Source organism: Pseudaquabacterium pictum (assembly GCF_005403045.1).
In the GTDB taxonomy this organism is placed as follows: domain Bacteria; phylum Pseudomonadota; class Gammaproteobacteria; order Burkholderiales; family Burkholderiaceae_C; genus Pseudaquabacterium; species Pseudaquabacterium pictum.
In genome coordinates this window covers 158,000-176,047 of the sequence record NZ_BJCL01000009.1, presented here as the reverse complement: position 1 = coordinate 176,047, position 18,048 = coordinate 158,000, and the positions used below count along the sequence as shown (strand labels likewise).

13 protein-coding genes are annotated in these 18,048 nt (G+C 72.8%); 8 read left to right on the top strand and 5 right to left on the bottom strand.

Annotated features, from left to right (window positions below):
• Positions 1-56 precede the first annotated feature (56 nt).
• Positions 57-500: a hypothetical protein gene (locus tag FFT10_RS17655; RefSeq protein WP_137734176.1), complete on the top strand. Its 444-nt coding sequence runs from the start codon at positions 57-59 to the stop codon at positions 498-500.
• Here FFT10_RS17655 and FFT10_RS17650 read toward each other — a convergent pair.
• Positions 475-1,176, bottom strand: coding sequence for an SDR family NAD(P)-dependent oxidoreductase (locus FFT10_RS17650; RefSeq protein WP_137734175.1), 702 nt, complete (start codon positions 1,174-1,176; stop codon positions 475-477). The two genes, FFT10_RS17655 and FFT10_RS17650, sit on opposite strands and share 26 nt — an antisense overlap.
• A gap of 290 nt (positions 1,177-1,466) precedes the next feature.
• Between FFT10_RS17650 and FFT10_RS17645 the strand changes: the two genes are divergently transcribed.
• Genes FFT10_RS17645 through FFT10_RS17635 form a run of 3 tightly spaced genes read left to right on the top strand, consistent with a single transcriptional unit; the run spans position 1,467 to position 5,536 of the window.
• Positions 1,467-2,627 carry a CaiB/BaiF CoA transferase family protein gene (locus tag FFT10_RS17645; protein ID WP_137734174.1) on the top strand — a complete coding sequence of 387 codons (1,161 nt, stop codon included), beginning with the start codon at positions 1,467-1,469 and terminating at the stop codon, positions 2,625-2,627.
• An 18-nt stretch (positions 2,628-2,645) separates the two neighbouring features.
• On the top strand, positions 2,646-4,355 hold the full coding sequence (locus tag FFT10_RS17640) for an MBL fold metallo-hydrolase (RefSeq protein ID WP_137734173.1): 1,710 nt from the start codon (positions 2,646-2,648) through the stop codon (positions 4,353-4,355).
• On the top strand, positions 4,352-5,536 hold the full coding sequence (locus FFT10_RS17635; RefSeq protein ID WP_174246127.1) for a serine hydrolase domain-containing protein: 1,185 nt from the start codon (positions 4,352-4,354) through the stop codon (positions 5,534-5,536). The genes FFT10_RS17640 and FFT10_RS17635 overlap by 4 nt, the downstream gene beginning before the upstream one ends.
• 24 nt (positions 5,537-5,560) lie before the next feature.
• Here FFT10_RS17635 and prsT read toward each other — a convergent pair whose 3' ends face one another.
• Complete coding sequence (gene prsT, locus FFT10_RS17630) at positions 5,561-8,386, bottom strand: XrtA/PEP-CTERM system TPR-repeat protein PrsT (RefSeq protein ID WP_137734172.1); 2,826 nt, start codon at positions 8,384-8,386, stop codon at positions 5,561-5,563.
• A gap of 134 nt (positions 8,387-8,520) precedes the next feature.
• Positions 8,521-11,568 (bottom strand): L-glutamate gamma-semialdehyde dehydrogenase, encoded by a 3,048-nt coding sequence (locus FFT10_RS17625; RefSeq protein ID WP_137734171.1) that lies wholly within the window; start codon positions 11,566-11,568, stop codon positions 8,521-8,523.
• 224 nt (positions 11,569-11,792) lie between these two features.
• On the opposite strand from FFT10_RS17625, the gene FFT10_RS17620 reads away from it, so the two are divergent.
• Positions 11,793-12,515 (top strand): PEP-CTERM sorting domain-containing protein, encoded by a 723-nt coding sequence (locus FFT10_RS17620; RefSeq protein WP_137734170.1) that lies wholly within the window; start codon positions 11,793-11,795, stop codon positions 12,513-12,515.
• Here FFT10_RS17620 and FFT10_RS17615 read toward each other — a convergent pair.
• Together FFT10_RS17615 and FFT10_RS17610 are read right to left on the bottom strand one after the other, a co-directional pair.
• A complete protein-coding gene (locus tag FFT10_RS17615; protein WP_137734169.1) occupies positions 12,506-13,918 on the bottom strand; it encodes a M20 family metallopeptidase in 1,413 nt (470 codons plus the stop codon). The genes FFT10_RS17620 and FFT10_RS17615 overlap by 10 nt on opposite strands.
• A 19-nt stretch (positions 13,919-13,937) precedes the next feature.
• Complete coding sequence (locus FFT10_RS17610) at positions 13,938-14,240, bottom strand: antibiotic biosynthesis monooxygenase family protein (RefSeq protein ID WP_137734168.1); 303 nt, start codon at positions 14,238-14,240, stop codon at positions 13,938-13,940.
• 98 nt (positions 14,241-14,338) lie between these two features.
• On the opposite strand from FFT10_RS17610, the gene FFT10_RS17605 reads away from it, so the two are divergent.
• The 3 genes from FFT10_RS17605 to FFT10_RS17595 all read left to right on the top strand — a co-directional run bounded on the left by FFT10_RS17605 (position 14,339) and on the right by FFT10_RS17595 (position 18,023).
• The gene (locus FFT10_RS17605) at positions 14,339-15,190 is read left to right on the top strand and encodes a cysteine hydrolase family protein (RefSeq protein WP_137734167.1); all 852 of its coding nucleotides are present in this window, start codon (positions 14,339-14,341) and stop codon (positions 15,188-15,190) included.
• A 72-nt stretch (positions 15,191-15,262) separates the two neighbouring features.
• The gene (locus FFT10_RS17600) at positions 15,263-16,069 is read left to right on the top strand and encodes an alpha/beta fold hydrolase (protein WP_137734166.1); all 807 of its coding nucleotides are present in this window, start codon (positions 15,263-15,265) and stop codon (positions 16,067-16,069) included.
• Positions 16,070-16,079: 10 nt separating this feature from the next.
• Positions 16,080-18,023 carry a PAS domain-containing hybrid sensor histidine kinase/response regulator gene (locus FFT10_RS17595; protein ID WP_137734165.1) on the top strand — a complete coding sequence of 648 codons (1,944 nt, stop codon included), beginning with the start codon at positions 16,080-16,082 and terminating at the stop codon, positions 18,021-18,023.
• Positions 18,024-18,048: the final 25 nt, after the last annotated feature.

Genomic DNA, 18,048 nt, shown 5'->3' with positions numbered 1-18,048 from the left:
ACGACAGCGGCGGGGCGGATCGCCGCACTTTCCGGTCCGCCGTTGCTGGAGTTCCCATGCCCCCGTTCAAGTTGCTGGCCGTGTCTGCCCTGGTCTGCTCCGGTGCCGCCCAGGCCCTCACCCTGCCGCCGCCGCTGCTGGTGGCGCGTGATGACGTCTACCTGCTCGACAGCCTGACGCTGAACATCCCGGCGCCCGGCTTGCTCGAGAACGACAGCGGTACCCAGCTGCTGCTGAGCGGCGACTTCAACCCGGGTGCCGGCACGCTGAACCGTGTCGTCACCGACGGCGGTTTCGTCGACCGGCCGGCGGCCGATGTCAACGGCGTGGCCACGTTCCGCTGTGTCTCGGTGGACGAACCGGGCCGCTTCAGCGATGCCACGGTGACCATCAACGTCGGCGTGGTGCCCGAGCCGGCGGCCTGGCTGCTGCTGCTGGGCGGCCTGCCGCTGCTGGCGCACCGGGCGGCGCGGGCTACTTCAGCGCCCAGCCGCCGCTGACCGGGAACACCTGGCCGACGAAGCAGGCCGCTGCCGGGCTGCACAGGTAGGCGGCGAACAGCGCGTCCTCTTCGGCGCCGACCAGGCGGCCCAGCGGCACCTCGCGCGCCAGCCGTTCCTGGAAGCGCGGATTGGCCTGCACGCTGGGCGGAAAGTAGGTCGGGTTGGCGACGAAGTTCTGCGCGATGGCGTTGAACTGGATGTGGTGCGGCGCCAGCTCCAGCGCCACCGACTGCATGTAGGCCAGCTGCGCGCCGCGCGCGGCGCTGTAGCTGCCGGTGCGTTTCTGCCCGCGCAGCGCGGCGGCGCTGCCCATCAGCAGGATGCGGCCCGATTTGCGCGCCAGCATCTGCGGCAGCACGGCCGCCACCAGGCGTGGCATCGGGTCGACCATGTGGGCGAACACGCTGCGCCATTCGGCCTCGCCGATGTCCTGTGCCGCGGTGGCCGGCGCGGGCAGCGCCAGGTGCAGCAGCAGCACGTCGACGTGGCCGGCATCGGCCACCGCCGCGGCGGCGGCTGCAGGGTCGTCTGCCAGCGAACGGGTGTCGGCGATGACGGTGGCGCCCTGGGCGGTGAACACCTCGCTGAGCGTCGGGCCCATGAAGGTGTCGGCCTGGGTCAGCAGCACGCGCAGGCCGGTCAGGTCGGTGGCGGGGGTGGTGGCGAGGGTCATGGGCGCAGCATATTTCCCTGTGTTCTGGCCTGGGGATCGGGCATGCCCGGGGTGGGGCGGCTTCGGGCTCGTTGCGGAAGTTGCCGGTTCACCATCTTCAGCACGAGGGCGGACGCCTCGGTCGTGCCTGAGCGCAGGGCCTCCCGGCCCGGCGCGATCGCGCAGAACCCGAAGACCGGAATGAGCCCGCAGCCGCCCATCCATCCCAGCCGTCTCCCGCTTGACACCGGCCGCGCCGCGCGCTGCGGCACACTGATCCGCTCACATTCCACCGCAGGAGACAGCACACCATGGGCCCGTTGACCGGATTGCGCGTTGTTGAACTCGCCAGCATCGGCCCCGGCCCGCTGTGCGCCATGCTGCTGGCCGACCTGGGGGCCGAGGTCATCCGCATCGACCGCACCGAGCCCAGCGGCCTGGGCGTGCCGACCAAGACCCGCTTCGAGATCACCGGCCGCAACCGCCAGTCGGTGGCGCTGGACATCAAGCAGAAGGCCGGGCTGGATGCCGCGCTGCGCCTGATCGACAAGGCCGACGTGCTGATCGAAGGCTGGCGCCCTGGCGTGGCCGAGCGGCTGGGCATGGGCCCCGAGGTGTGCCACGCCCGCAACCCCGGCCTGGTGTTCGGCCGCATGACCGGCTTCGGCCAGACCGGCCCGCTGTCGCAGGCCGCCGGCCATGACCTGAACTACATCGCGCTGACCGGCGCCCTGCATGCCATCGGCGGCGGCAAGTCGGGCACCGACAAGCCCATCCCGCCGCTGAACCTGGTGGGCGACTACGGCGGCGGCGCGCTGTACCTGGCCTTCGGCATCCTGGCCGCCGTCTTCGAGCGCAGCCGCTCCGGCAAGGGCCAGGTGGTGGACGCGGCCATGGTCGACGGCGCGTCCAGCCTGATGAGCATCTTCTTCGGCATGATGGCCAGCGGCGCCTGGAACACCAAGGAGCGCGCGGCCAACATCCTCGACGGCGGCACGCCGTTCTACGACACCTATGCCACGTCCGATGGCCAGTGGGTGTCGATCGGCTCGCTGGAGCCCAAGTTCTTCGCCGAGATGGTCGAGCGCATCGGGCTCGATCCGTCCTACGTGAAGCGCCAGCACGACAAGAGCTGCTGGCCGCAGATGCGTGCCGACATGGTGGCGAAGATCGGCGCCAAGACGCGGGATGAATGGAGCCAGCTGCTGGAAGGCACCGATGTCTGCTTCGCGCCGGTGCTGCGCCTGGACGAGGTGGCCAACCACCCGCATGCCCAGGCCCGCAATGCCTACATCGACCTGGGCGGCGTGCTTCAGCCGGCGCCGGCCCCGCGCTTCTCGCGCAGCCAGCCGACCCTGCCCACCGCGCCGGTGGCCGCCGGTGCGCACACCGGCGCCGTGCTGGCAGCGGCCGGCTTCAGTGCCGACGAGATTGCAGCGCTGCGCGCATCCGGCGCGGCGATGGGTGATTGAGTCTCCCGAAAGCCCGCCATGACCACCGAGAACCGCCCCTACCTCGACCTGCCCGCGCCGAAGGAGCCGCCCAAGCCGCGTGCGGCTGCGTCGCTGATCGTGCTGCGCGACAGCCCCCGCGGGCTGGAGGTGCTGATGATCCGCCGCGCCGAGCGCCCCGGCGACCAGAACAGCGGCGCCACCGTCTTCCCCGGCGGCCTGCTCGACGCCAGCGACCGCGGCCACTACGAGCGCTGCAACGGCCTGGACGATGCCACCGCCAGCGCCCGCCTGGGCCTGCCCGCTGATGGCCTGCACTACTGGGTGGCGGCGGTGCGGGAATGCTTCGAGGAAGCCGGCCTGCTGTTCGCCACCGATGCCGACGGCCAGGCCGTCGACCTGGACGCCCTGCCGCAGGACGAGGTGGTGGCCCTGCGCCGCGCCCTGCATGCCAACCAGACCGGCATGGCCGAGGTCTGCGCCCGCTTCAACGTGCGCCTGGCCACCGACCGGCTGGCCTACTACAGCCACTGGATCACGCCCAAGGGCCTGCCCAAGATCTTCGACACCCGCTTCTTCGTCACCGAGGCGCCGGCCGGCCAGACCGCCGTGGCCGATGCCACCGAGACGGTGGACCTGCTGTGGATGACGCCGGCCGAGGTGCTGGACAAGAACAACGGCCTGCGGCTGATGAACGTCACCGAGATCACGCTCAAGCACATCGCCACCTTCAGCAAGGCCGCCGACGCGGTGGCCTGGGCGCGGGCGCAGACCACGGTGCCGCTGAACCGGCCGCGCATCGGCCTGTCGTCGAAGGGCCGCCGGCCGCTGAACCGTGGTGATTGGGCTTATGCCGAGCTGGGCCGGCTCGACCCCGAGGGCAACGGCACCGCCAGCATCGAGCTGGTGCCCGGCCAGGGCGTGTGGCTCAGCCCGCGGGTGCTGCGCGTCACTGCCGACAACGGCAGCATGATGACCGGCCCCGGCACCAACGCCTACTTCATCGGCGCGCCGGGCAGCGACAGCTGGGCGCTGCTCGACCCCGGGCCGGACGATGAGGCTCACGTGAAGGCGCTGCTGGCCGCCGCGCCCGGCAAGATCACCCGCATCCTCTGCACCCACACCCACAAGGACCACTCGCCCGCCGCCGCCGCCATCGCCGCGGCCACCGGCGCGCCCACCTTCGGCCGGGTGGCGGATCACATGGAATGGCAGGACGCCAGCTTCCAGCCGACCCATGTGCTGAACGACGGCGATGTGCTGAACCTGGGCGAGGGCGTCACCGTGCGCGCCATCCACACCCCCGGCCATGCCAGCAACCACCTGTGCTTCCTGCTGGAGGAAGAACAGCTGCTGTTCACCGGCGACCACCTGATGCAGGGCAGCACCGTGGTGATCAACCCGCCCGACGGCGACATGGCGGTCTACATCGCCAACCTGCGCCGGCTGCTCGACATCCCGCTGCAGTGGCTGGCACCGGGTCACGGCTTCCTGATCGACGAGCCGCACGCCGTCGTGCAGAAGACGATTGCCCACCGCCTGGGCCGCGAGGCCAAGGTGCTGGCCGGCCTGCAGAAGCTGGCCACCACCGCGCCGGTGGACGAGGCCGCGCTGGTGGTCGAGGTCTATGCCGACACGCCGAAGCAACTGCATGCCATGGCGCTGCGCTCGCTGCGCGCGCACCTGCACAAGCTGCAGGCCGAAGGCCGCGCACGACGGCAGGGCGACCAGTGGCAGGTGGCGGCGTGAGTGGCATCAGCGGCGCATTCGCGGCGGCACATGCGGTGCTGCAGGCCGAGGTCGATGCCGGCCGGCTGGCCGGTGTCTCCTGCGCCACCATGCGCCACGGCGAACTGATCGACAGCTTCTGCACCGGCTTCGCCGACCGCGAGGCGGGCGTGGCCATGCGGCCCGACACCATCCACCGTGCCTTCAGCAACACCAAGCTGTTCACCACCGTGCTGGTGCTGATGCTGGCCGAGCGCGGCCACTGGCAGCTCGACGACGCGGTGAAGCGCTGGATTCCCGGCTTCGGCGCACTGCGGGTGCTGCGGCCCGGCGCCACCACGCTGGACGACACCGAGCCGCTGCGGTCCGACATCACCATCCGCCAGCTGGTCACGCACACGTCGGGCCTGGCGCACGGCGTGTTCGACCCCGACGGCCTGCTCTACAAGGCCTACTTCGCCACCGGCGTGCGCGGCTACCAGACCACGCTGGCCGAGCAGATGGACCTGCTGGTGCAGCTGCCGCTGTCGTCGCAGCCCGGCACGCAGTGGGAGTACGCCCTGGGCATCGACGTGCTGGCGCGGCTGTGCGAGATCGCCACCGGCCTGTCGTTCGAGGCTGCGCTGCAGCAGCACATCTGCGGGCCGCTGGGCCTGGTGGACACCGGTTTCGTGCTGCGGCCCGATCAGGTGCCGCGCCTGGCTGCGCTGTACAAGGGCGACCTGCTCGATCCGATGAAGCCCGGCCTGGAGCGGCTGGACACCACGCCCTGGCCCGAGGCCTATCTGAAGCCGGTGCCGCGCCAGTCGGGCGCCGGCGGCCTGGTCAGCACCCAGGCCGACATGCTGGCGCTGCTGCGTGCGCTGATGCCCGGCCAGCCCTCGCCGCTGCTGCAGCCGGCCACGCTGGCGGCGATGGCGGTCGACCAGCTGCCCGGGGCGCAGTGCGTCAATTTCCCGGTGCCCGGGCCCATCCCCAGCCTGGGTTTCGGCCTGGGCGGAGCGGTGGTGCGGCGCGCGTCCAGCCTGGAGCCCCCCGGCGCGGTGGGCGAGCTGCAGTGGGGCGGCCTGGCCGGCACGCACTGGTTCATCAACCCGGTCAACGGCCTGGCCGGGGTGGTGATGTGCCAGCGCCACTTCGGCTTTTGGCACCCGTTCTGGTTCGCCTACAAGCGCCAGCTGTACGCCGCAGCCGGGCACTGACTGCCGGGCCGCCCGGCCCGCCGCCTACTTGTCGGCCGTCTTGATCAGCTCGGCCACCTCGGCCTGGCGCGGGAACTTGCTGCCCAGCGCGGCCAGGGTCGACAGCTCGCTGCGGGCATTGGCCTTGTCGCCGGCCTGCAGCATCAGCTTGGCCAGCTGCAGGCGGAAGTTGTGCGCCTGCGGCGTGGCGGCCACGGCCTGCTTCTGCACGTCCACCGCGCGCGGCAGCTGGTTCTCGGCCGCCAGGGCCAGCGCCAGGGTGTCCATCACCGCGCCCGATTTCGGCGCCCCCTTCAGCGCCTGCTCGGCCAGCGCCACGGCGCCCGGCTTCTTCTGCGTGGCCAGCACGAAGGCCAGGTTGTTCAGGGCCAGCACATGGCCCGGCTGCCGTTCGATCACCTGGCGGTAGTGGCCCTCGGCCTCGGCCAGCTTGTTGCCGGCCATGGCCTGGTCGCCGAGGTACAGCACGAAGCCCAGGTCATCGGGGTGCTTCTTGCGCCAGTCCTGCGCCACGGCGTCGGCCTCGGCGGCCTTGCCGCCAGCCTGCAGCGCCGCATGCAGCCGCTGCGGCGCGTTGCCGGGGCTGCTGCGGGCCAGGGCCTTGCGCAGCATCGCGGCGGCCGCGTCCCAGTTCTTGCGCCGCAGTTCCACTTCGGCTTCCATGTTGTAGCCGGCAGCCTGGTCGGGGCGCTGGGTCTGCACCTTGCGGGCGATGGCCAGGGCCTGGTCGAGCTTGTTCTCCTGCAGCGCCATCACCACCTGGGCCTGCTGCACGGCCGGCGTGTCCGGGGCCAGCTCGGCCGCGCGGCGCACCGCGGCGGCGGTGCCCGCGGCATTGCCGGCGGCGCTTTGGGCATCGGCCAGACGCAGCTGGGCCAGGGCCGAGCGCGGCGACACGCCGGCCAGCTTGCCGAAGGTGGTCACCGCCTGCTGGGCGTCGCCGTCGGCCAGCTGGGCGCGGCCCAGGCGGTCCAGCAGCTCGGCGTTGTCGGGCAGGGCCGCCAGGCCGGCCTGGGCCGCGGTCTGCGCTGCCTTGGCCTGGTTGCTGGCCAGCAGGTGGTCGGCCAGCAGCATGTGCGGTGTGGCGTCGCTGGGGTCGGCGGCCACGGCCTTGCGCAGCCAGTCGGCCACCTCGTCGGGCTTGCCGCCGGAGCGGGCGGTCAGCTCGGCCAGCGCCAGCATGGCCCCGGTGTTCTTCGGGTTGCGCTGCAGCACCGCCTCGAAGCGGGCCTTGGCCGCGGCGGGCTGCTTGTCGTTCATGTCCAGCGCGGCCAGGCCCGCCAGCGCGGGCAGGAAGTCGGCGTTCTTGGCGAGCGCCGCCTCGAAGTGCTTGCGCGCGCCCGGCAGGTCCTTGCCCTGCAGGGCGATGCGGCCGCGCAGCTGGTCGGGCAGGGCCTCGCCGGGCAGCTTGGCGGCCAGCCCGTCCACCGCCTTCAGCGCGCCGGGCAGGTCGTTGGTCCGCAGCAGCACGTTGACCAGCGCCATGTCGGCGGTGGTGCCCTTGTCGGCCGCAGCCAAGGTGCGCAGCTCGGCCACGCCGGCGGCGGCCTTGCCCTTGCCCACGTTGGACAGGGCCATGGCCATGCGCACCCGCGGGTCGTCGGGCTTGAGCTTGGCGGCGCGGGAGAACAGGGCGTCGGCAGCGGCGCTGTCGCCCTTCATCAGCTGGGCCTGGGCGGCCAGGCTGAGGCTCTCGACCGAGGCGGCGGGGCCATCCAGCAGCGGCGCCAGCACGGACAGGGCCTTGTCGGCCTGGCCGCTGCGCAGCTGCAGCTGGGCCAGCTGCAGCCGCGGGCCCGGCGCCTTGGGCAGCAGCTGCGCCGCCTTGGTGAAGTGCGCCTCGGCCTGGGCCAGCGCATTGAGCTTCATCTCCACCTGTCCGGCCAGCAGCAGCAGCTGCGGGCTCTCGGGCGTGACGCGCAGCAGCTGCTGGGTCACCTCGCGGGCATGCTTGTGGTCGCCGCGCTGCTCCGACAACAGGGCGTCGAAGAACATGGTCTGCGGATGCCGTGGCGCCACCTTCTGCAGCGCCGTCCACTGGGTGGCGGCGGCGGCCTTGTCGCCGGCCCCCAGGAACAGGGTGATCAGCGCGGTGTGCGCGGCCACGGCGTCGGGCTTGCGCTTGATGGCCTCCTGGTAGGCGGCGATGGCCTCGGTCTTGGGCTGCGCCGGCTGGCCGGCCGGCGCGCGCTGCAGCAGGTCGCCCTTCAGCAGCCAGGCGTCGGGCAGGTCGGGCTGGCTGGCCAGCAGCGACGTCACCTGGGCCAGGGCACCGGCCATGTCCCCTTTGCTGGCGGTCAGCTGGGCCCGCAGCGTCAAGGCAGGCGCGTGGGCGGGCTGCTCGCGCAGCACGCCGTCCAGCCGCGACATGGCGGCATCGGTGTTGCCCTGGCTGGCCTCGGCCATGGCCAGGGTGGTCTGCAGACGGGCCTGGGCAGCAGCATCGGCCAGCCGGGTGTTGCCGAACTGCTGCAGCAGCAGGCCGCCCTTGCCCTGGCCCAGCAGGCTGTTGGCCAGCAGCGGCAGGACCAGTTGCTCAGGGTGCTGCAGCTCGAGCGCGCGGCGCAGCTCCACCTCGGCGCCGGCCCCGTCGCCGGTGTCCAGCAGCAGCTGGCCCAGCAGGAAGCGGGCCTCGGCGTTGTCGGGCGACTTCTGCAGCGCACTCTTGAGCTGGATGCGCGCCGCCTCGGTGTCCTTCTTGGCGATGGCCGTGCGGGCCTGCTCCAGCAGCTTGCCGCTGTCGGGCCCGCCGCACCCGGCCAGGCCGGCTGCCAGCGCCAGTGCCACGGCACCCGCTGCGGCGCGGTGGCCCGTGCCCTTCCAGATCTTGCTGCGCAACTGCTGAACCATGCACCACTCCCGGCATCGTGGCCGCCGCGCACCGCGCCGGCGGCCTTCACAGGCCGGCAGTATCGCCGCCGGGGGCGAATGCGTGCTCGGGGCTTTCCGTGATGGATCACGGCCCGGCGGTGGCGGCGGTGCCTTCAGCCGGTTTCGGCCTCGCCTGTCAGCAGCGCGGCGTTGCCGCCGGCCGCGGCCGTGTTGATGGTGAGCGTCTGCTCTGCGCAGAACCGGTAGAGGTAGTGTGGCCCGCCGGCCTTGGGCCCGGTGCCGGACAGGCCCTCGCCGCCAAACGGCTGCACGCCCACCACGGCGCCGACCATGTTGCGGTTGATGTAGACATTGCCCACCCGGGCCTGCGCCGCGATCTGCAGGGCGCGGCTGTCGATGCGGGTCTGCACGCCCAGCGTCAGGCCGTAGCCCAGGCGGTTGATGCGGGCGACCAGCGCAGTCACATCGCCGCCCCAGCGCACGACATGCAGCACCGGGCCGAAGACTTCCTGCTGCAGGTCCTCCACCGCACCGATCTCGAAGGCCACCGGCGCGATGTGGGTGGCGGCCCAGCGCGCCTCCATCGGCGTGCGGCCCAGCAGCCGGGCGCTGGCTTCCAGCCGGGTCACCGCGCGGCTGAGGTGGGCATGGGCCTCGGCGTCGATCACCGGGCCCACATCGGTGGCCACGTCGCCGGCTGCGCCCAGGCGCAGTTCGGCCAGCGCGCCCTGCAGCATGGCGATCACCGGCTCGGCGATGCGCTCGTGCAGGCACAAGAGGCGCAGCGCCGAGCAGCGCTGGCCGGCCGAGCGGAAGGCGCTCTGCACCACCGCATCGACCACCTGCTCGGGCAGGGCGCTTGAATCGACCACCATCGCATTGAGCCCGCCGGTCTCGGCGATCAGCGGCACGATCGCGCCATCCCCCGCGGCCAGGCTGCGCTGGATCAGCTTGGCCACCTGGGTGCTGCCGGTGAAGCACACGCCGGCGGTGGCCGGGTGGGCCACCAGCTGCGCGCCCACCGTCTCGCCGGGGCCGTGCAGCAGGGCCAGGGCATCGGCGGGCACGCCGGCCTCGTGCAGCAGGGCGGTGAAGGCGGCGGCCACGCCGGGTGTCTGCTCGGCGGGCTTGGCGGCCACGGCATTGCCGGTCACCAGCGCGGCCACCACCTGGCCGGCGAAGATCGCCAGCGGGAAGTTCCACGGCGAGATGCAGACGAACACGCCGCGGCCATGCAGCCGCAGCGCGTTGCTTTCGCCGGTGGGACCGGGCAGGGCGATGGGCTGCAGCTTCTCGGCCGCCTGCTGGGCGTAGTAGCGGCAGAAGTCGACCGCCTCGCGCACCTCGGCCACCGCGTCGCCCAGGGTCTTGCCGGCCTCCGCCGCCAGCAGGCCGCAGAAGCGGGCCATCTGCGCCTCCAGCAGCTGGCCGGCGCGGGCCACGATGGCGGCGCGCTCGGTCACCGGCTGGGTGCTCCAGGCGTCGAAGCCGGCCTGCAGCCGGTCCATCGCCGCGGCCACATCGGCGGCACTGGCCTCGGCCACCGGCGGCACGGCGGCGCCGGCCACCGCGGCCAGCAGCGGTGCGCGCTGCTCGGGCACGGCCAGGTCCAGCCCGCGGCTGTTGGCGCGGCCCGGGCCGTACAGCGCCACCGGCGCCGGCTGGCCCGGCACCAGGGCCGGCTGCAGCGGGCTGCGCAGCAGCAGCTCGGTGCCCACCGCCGGATCGGCCAGTTGGTGCACGAAGGAGGAGTTGGCGCCGTTCTCCAGCAGCCGCCGCACCAGGTAGGCCAGCAGGTCCCGGTGCTCGCCCACCGGCGCGTAGATGCGCAGCGGCAGCATGGGCAGGGCGGCCATCACCTCGCGGTAGACACCTTCGCCCATGCCGTGCAGGCGCTGCATCTCGAAGCGCAGGCCGGGCCGCGGGTCGTCGGCGGCGCGCGGCCAGCCGGCGGCGCGGGCCATGCCCACGATGGCGGCGATGGTGCCGGCGTTGTGGGTGGCGAACTGCGGCAGGATGATCTCGGCATGGCCGATCAGCGCCTGGGCGCAGGCCAGGTAGCTGATGTCGGTGTGGTGCTTGTGGGTGAAGACGGGGTAGCCGTCCAGCCCCAGCTCCTGCGCGCGCTTGATCTCGCCGTCCCAGTAGGCGCCCTTGACCAGCCGCACCATGAAGCGCAGCCCGCGCGCCCGGCCGATGGCGGCCACCGCGTCGATCATCTCCCGCGCCCGGGTCTGGTAGCTCTGGATGGCCAGGCCGAAGCCGGTCCACTGCGGCGCGGTGGCGGCCACATGGTCGGCCAGGGCCTCGAAGACGGTCAGCGACAGCTCCAGCCGGTCGGTCTCTTCGGCGTCGATGGTCAGGTTGATGTCGGCGGCGGCAGCCAGGTCGATCAGCGTGGCCACCCGCGGCACCAGCTCGGTGAGCACGCGGTCGAGCTGGCTCTCTTCATAGCGCGGGTGCAGCGCGCTCAGCTTGATCGACAGGCCGTCGCGCTCGGCCGGGCCCTGGCCGGTGGCCTGCGCCGCGATGGCCCGCAGCGCCGCCTGGTAGGCCGCGCCGTAGCGCAGCGCATCGGCATCGGTGCGCGCGCCTTCGCCCAGCATGTCGAACGAGAAGCGCAGCTGCGGCGCGGCACGGCGGGCGCTGCGTGCCTCGCCCAGCGCGGCGTCGATGGTCTGGCCCAACACGAACTGCCGGCCCAGCAGGCCGATGGCCCGCACCGTGGCGGCCACCACCGTCTGCGCGCCCAGCCTGTCGAGCAGGCCCGGCTGGCCGCTGCCGGCCGGCAGCAGGCGCTTGGCCAGGCCCAGCGCGCTGGCCGACAGCCCGGCCAGCAGCTTGTGCGGCGAGCCCTCGGCGGCACCGGAAAAATCGGCCCGGCCCAGCTGGTCGGCCGTCAGCGCGATGGCGGTGGCGGCATCGGGCACCCGCAGCAGGGCCTCGGCCAGGCGCATCAGGGCCAGGCCCTCGGCGCTGCTGATCGGGTACTCGCGCAGCAGCGATTCCATCGCCCAGAACGGCGCCGGCTTGTCGCGCACCGCCGTCACCCAGGGCGTGGCGGTGGCCACCACCGCGCTCCAGTCGATCGGGCCATCACGCCGCAGGCCGGCCAGCAGGCCCTGCAGCACGGTGGCCTCGTCGCGGCAGGGGGGCGGCAGGCGTGAGGCGGTGGGCAGGGTGGTGGCGATGGGCAGCATGGCGGTCTCCGGGTGGATGTCGACAGACGCGCCAGCTTAGGGGCCGCCGGGCCGAATCTTTGTCTGGATTTCGGTGCAGCGGCCGAAGAAGCCTCGGCCGGCTGGCCGGCTACCCGCCCCCCTGACTGGGTGCCCGGGCACGTGCGCCTTGTGCGCGTCATTGGCTGCGTGAACCGGCAAGCGGCGTGCAGAGCGACCGCGCATGACCAGAAAGGGTTCCGACCATGTCTCTTCACCTCCGCCCCGTGGCCGTTGTCGCCGCCCTGGCCGCCGTGGCGGCCCTGCAGGCACTGCCGGCCCACGCCACGGTGTACGACGTCCACATCACCGGCACGCTGTCCGGTGCCTGGGACAACGCCGGCATCTTCGGGCCGGCCAGGACGCTGCTGAACGGCAAGGCCTTCGCCATCCGCTACCGGGTCGACGATGCCGTGCCCGGTGCCTACGTGTTCTCGAACACGCCGAGCGAGCGTTTCACCGTGGGCAGCGCCGCCACCAACCCGGTGCTGGGCTGGCTCACCGTCAATGGCATCACCCGCCAGGTGCAGCCCCTGCAGGGCAGCTTCTACGTCGCCAACAACCACGGCGCGACGCCGCGTGACGTGATGGGCATCGACGCGCGCAGCGACGACTTCGACGGCGGCACCTACTACGACGACTGGATCAGCTTCAGCGTCTTCGATGCCAGCCGCAGCCTGGTCGACGGCCTGTCCTTGCCGGCGGCGCTGACCGACAGCGTGCCTGGTGCGCTGAGCTTCAACGGCAACTTCCGCTTTCAGAACTCGCGGGCCGGCTACCTGGCCAGCGGCGAGTTCAACACCACCGGTTTCAGCATCACCGCCCAGGTGCCGCCGCCGGTGCCCGAGCCCACGACCGCGCTGCTGCTGGCCGGCGGACTGGCGGGCCTGGCCTGGCGCCGGCGCGCGCTGGCCGTTGTTCAGGCCTGACGGCGCGGCAGGCTGCCGGCCTGCGCGCCCACCTGCCACAGCAGGGCCGCCGTCATGCCCAGGCCCTGGCGCATCAGGCCGGGCAGCACATGCTCGTTGGGCGCATGCTGGCTGCAGGCCGGGTAGCTGTGCGGCACCCACACCGTGGGCAGGCCCAGGATGTCGGCGAACACGTCGTTGGGCAGGCTGCCGCCCAGGTTGGGCAGCAGCGCCGGCTTCACCCCGGTGCTGGCCTGCAGGCTTTGCATGGCCAGCCGCACCCAGGCGTTGTCGGGGTCCAGCCGGGTGGCGTGCATCAGCTCCGGCTGGCTGACGGTGATGCCGTGGAAGCCGTGGTCCTGCAGGTGCTGCTGCACATGCTCACGGATGCGGTGGGCCTCGGTGCCCACCACGAAGCGCAGCTGCAGCGTGGCCCGCGCCACCGGCGGGATGGCGTTGACCGGCTGCGCCGGGTTGCCGCAGCCGAAGGCCAGCACCTCCAGCGCGTTCCAGCCGAACACCCGCTCGGCCGGCGTCAGGCCGGGCTCGCCCCAGCCGGCGTCCACGGCGGGGTCGCCCGGGCCGCCGCCCACCTGGATGTCGGCCAATGCCGCGCGCACCGCAGCAGGGATCGGCGGCGGCCGCAGCCCCTGCACGCGGATGCCGCCGCGGGCATCGACCATGCTGGCGATGGCATTGGCCAGCACCGTGCCCGGGTTGCGCAGCAGGCCGCCCCAGTTGCCGGAATGGTGCCCGCCGTCCCGTTCCTTGAGCACCAGCTCGAAGTTGGTGACGCCGCGCGAGCCCAGGAAGACGGTGGGCCGGTCGGCGCGCAGGCGCGGGCCGTCGCTGGCGATCAGCACATCGGCGGCCAGCGCCGCACGCTGGGCAGTGCAGAAGTCGGCCAGGCCGGGCGAGCCGGTCTCCTCGCCCATCTCCACCAGCCACTTGGCGTTGAAGCCCAGGCGGCCGCCGCGGGCGGCCAGCACCGCGCCCAGTGCGGCGATGTTGATGCTGTGCTGGGCCTTGTTGTCGGCGGCGCCGCGGCCGTACCAGCGGGCGCCATGGGCGCCGTCGGCCTGCGTCAGCGTCCACGGGTCGCGGCCGTCGGCCCATTGGCCCTCGTGGCCGCGCACCACGTCGCCGTGGCCGTAGAACAGCACCGTGGGCAGGGCCGGATCTTCCAGCCGCTCGGCGATCAGGAAGGGCGGCGCGCCTGGCACCGGGTTGGGGTGGATCTGCGACGTGAAGCCCAGCGCGGCCAGCGCCGGCGCGATCTGCCCGCTCAGGTAGGCCGCCAGCTCGGCTGCACGCTCGGCGTTCTGGCTCTCGGTGCGGCAGGCCACCCGGTCGGCCAGGGTGCGGAAGAAGGCGCCGCTGTCGAACAGCGCCTCGGCATGGGCAACGGCAGCGGCTTCCGACATGGTGGCTCCTCAGGCGGGTTCAGGCGGACTTGGTGACGAGGCTGAAATGCTCGACATGCGGCGGCTGGGCGAAGAACGGCCCGATGATCGCCCGCCACTGCGGGAACAGCGGCCCTTCGCGGAAGCCCACGGTGTGGTCTTCCAGCGTGGCCCAGACGATCTGCAGCACATAGCGCTCCGGGCTTTCGACACCGCGTGTCACCGTCCAGCCCTGCACGCCCTGCGCTTGGCTGGCCACGGTGTCCAGCGCGCGGATGATGGCGGCTTCGAAGGCGGCGTTCTGGCCGGGCTGGATGCGGATGTCGGCGATCTCGAGAATCATGGTGGCTTCCTCGGCTGTTGTTGGTCGGGCAGTTTAGGGCGGCCCGGCCTGGGCTAAAGTGGCCCGGGCGCCTCCGCCCGCGACCACCCGCACCCGCCATGGCCCACCGCACCGAGCTGCTGATCATCGACGCGCAGAATGACTTCTGCGATCTGCCCGACAGCTGGTGCCCCAGCGACCCCGTCATCGGCCAGCGCCTGCAGCCGGCCCTGCCGGTGCCCGGCGCCCATGCCGACCTGCTGCGACTGGCCGGTTTCATCGCCGATGCGGGCGCGCGCATCGACAGCATCACCGTCACGCTGGATTCCCACCACCGCCATGACATCGCCCACCCGCCGTACTGGCGCCGGGCCGATGGTGCGGCGGTGGCGCCATTCACCCCCATCACCGCCGCCCAGGTGCGCGCCGGCGAGTTCACGCCCGCCGTGGCCGCCGAGCGGCCGCGCAGTCTGGCCTACCTGGACGCGCTGGAGGCCACCGGCCGCTACACCTTGATGGTCTGGCCGGTGCACTGCCAGCTGGGCAGCTGGGGCCATGGCCTGCATCCGGCGGTGCTGGCCGCCTGCAATGCCTGGGAGGAAGCCCACCACACCCCGGTGCGGGTGGTCGACAAGGGCAGCTACCCCTGGAGCGAGCACTACAGCGCCCTGCAGGCCGAGGTGCCCGATCCGGCCGAGCCCGCCACCCAGCTGAACCAGGCGCTGCTGCAGCGGCTGGACGCCGCCGACACCCTGCTGGTGGCCGGCCAGGCCAGCAGCCATTGCGTCAAGGCCACGGTCGAGCACCTGGTGCAGCACCTGCCCGGCGGCCGCCCGCAGCGGCTGGTGTTGCTGACCGACTGCATGAGCCCGGTGGCCGGTTTCGAACCACAGGCCCAGGGGTTTCTGGCCGCCATGCAGGCCTTGGGCGTACGCTGCCTGCCACAGGCCGAGGCGGCGCGCCTGGCCTGAAACGCCGCCCCCCACCGGCCCCGCGCCGTACCGGTGACCCGCACAGGTTGTCCCCACTCCAGCGAGATGCCCATGCCCCAAGATGCCATCCGGCGCCACCACATCACCCAGCGCGGCCAGGACCACCCGCCGATGGTCTTTGCCCACGGCTTCGGCTGCGACCAGCAGATGTGGCGCTTCGTCGCGCCGGCCTTCGAGGCCACCCACCGCGTGGTGCTGTTCGACCACATCGGCTGCGGCAAGTCCGACCTGTCGACCTACGATGCCGAGCGCCACAGCCGCCTGGAAGGCTACGCCCAGGATGTGGTGACCCTGCTCGACGCGCTGGACCTGCGCGACGTGGTCTTCGTCGGCCACTCGGTCAGCGCCATGATCGGCGTGCTGGCCTCGATCGCCCGGCCCGAGCGCTTCGCCCAGCTGGTGCTGGTGGGCCCGTCGCCCCGCTACCTGAACGACCCGGCCACCGGCTACGTGGGCGGCTTCGAGCGGTCCGACATCGATGGTCTGGTCGACATGATGGACAGCAACCTGCTGGGCTGGGCCGACTTCCTGGCGCCGGCGGTGATGGGCCCCGACAGCCCGCCGGTGCTGACCGACGAGCTCAAGTCCAGCTTCTGCGCGGCCGACCCGTACATCAACCGCCGCTTCGCGATGGCCACTTTCCTGGGGGACAACCGGGCCGACCTGCCCCGGGTGACCGTGCCGTCGCTGATCCTGCAGTGCGCCCACGACGCCATCGCCCCCTGCGCGGTGGGCGACTACATGCACGCCCACATGCCCGGCAGCCGCCTGCAGGTGCTGGATGTGTCCGGGCACTGCCCGCACCTCACCCATCCGCAGCTGACCATCGACGCGCTGCGGGCCGCGGTGGCCGGCTGACCGGCCCGCCATGACGACGGACCCGCCGGACCACGCCCGCGACCTGCCCAACGCCGACGCCCTGCCGTGCGCGCTGGCCAGCGTCGACAGCGACGGCCGGCTGCTCGCCGTCAACCCGGCGCTGGCCAGCCTGCTGGGCCGCGATGTGCAGGCGCTGTGCGGCGGGCCGTTCGACGCGCTGCTGTCCACCGCGGGCGCGGTCATCTACCAGAGCTACCTGATGCCGCTGCTGCGCCTGCACGGCCACCTGCAGGAGTTCTCGATCAGCCTGAAGACCGGCGACGGCCAGCCGCTGGAGGTGCTGCTGTACGCCAGCAGCCGCGGCAGCGGTGCGCAGCGGGTGCACGACATGGTGATGGTGCCGATCCGCCAGCGCCGCCGGGTCGAGGAGGAGATGCTGCGCGTCAAGCGCGCCGCGGACGAAGCGCCGGGCATGATCTTCCAGCTGCTGTGCCTGCCCGGCGGCGGCGGGCACTTCCCCTATGTCAGCGAGGCGGTGCGCGCGCTCTACGACAGCACGCCGCAGGCCGCCCGCGAGTCGGCCGACGTGGTCTTCGGCCGGGTGCTGGAGGACGACCGCGCCGCGCTGCTGCAGGCCCGCGATGCCGCTGCCGCCGCCAGCAGCCCCTGGCGTGCCAGCGCCCGCATCCGCCGTGCCGACGGCAGCGTGGCCTGGCATGAGTTCAACGCCTCGCCGCGGCTGCTGGCCAACGGCATCACCCTGTGGCATGGCCATGTGGCCGACGTGACCCAGCGCCGCGTGATGGAGCAGGCACTGGCCGACCGCGAGGCCGCGCGCCAGGCCAGCCTGGCCAAGAGCGAGTTCCTGGCGCGGGTCAGCCATGAGCTGCGCACGCCGCTCAACGGCATCCTGGGGTTTGCCCACCTGCTGCTCAGCCAGGAGGCCGACAACCTGCGTGCCGACCAGCGCCGCCGGCTGGCCATCCTGCAGACCGCCGGCCAGGGCCTGCTACACCTGATCAACGATGTGCTCGACATCACCAGCATCGAGATGGGCCAGCTCAGCCTGCACCCCACGCCGCTGCCGCTGGCGCCGGCGGTGGACGCGGCGCTGGCGGTGGTCGAGCCCCAGGCCCAGGCCGCCGGCGTGCGCCTGGCCCGCGCACCGATGACCGGCCTGGTGCTGCAGGCCGATGCCCGGCGGCTGCAGCAGGTGCTGGTGAACCTGTTGTCCAACGCCATCAAGTACAACCGGCCCGGCGGCCGGGTCGATGTGCGGGCCCATTCCGAGGCGCCGGCCGAGCCCGGCCTGGCGCTGGCCTGCATCGAGGTGGCCGACACCGGCTGCGGTCTCACCGAGGCGCAGCAGGCGCAGCTGTTCCAGCCCTTCAACCGCCTGGGCGCCGAGCGCGGCGCGGCCGAGGGCACCGGCCTGGGCCTGGTGATCAGCCGCCAGCTGGTGCAGCTGATGCAGGGCAGCATCGGCGTGCAGAGCACGCCCGGGCTGGGCAGCTGCTTCCTGGTGCGGCTGCCGCTGGCCGCCGGCGTGCCGGTGCCGCCGCCGGCGGTGCCCGGCCCTGGCGCGGACGGCGTGCCGTCGCCCACCCGCGGCCGGGTGCTGTACGTGGAGGACAACGCCGTCAACGTGTTGCTGATGGAGGCCATCGTCGGCCTGCGGCCGGGCGTGCAGATGCAGGTGTGCACCGATGGCGCTGCCGGCCTGGCCGCCGCGCTGGCCGATCCGCCCGACCTGCTGTTGCTGGACATGCAACTGCCCGACGGCGACGGCAGCGGGCTGCTGCAGCGCATGCGCACCCACCCGGCGCTGGCGGCGGTGCCGGCGGTGGCGGTGTCGGCGGCTGCGCGCAGCGACGACCTGCTGCGCGCCCGTGAGGTCGGCTTCACCGCCTACTGGACCAAGCCGCTGGTGGTCGACGAGGTGCTGGCCGGCTTCGACAGCCTGCTGGCGCGGGCGCGGCAGTCCCCGCGCTGACAGCGGCCGGTGCAGGCAGCGGCCT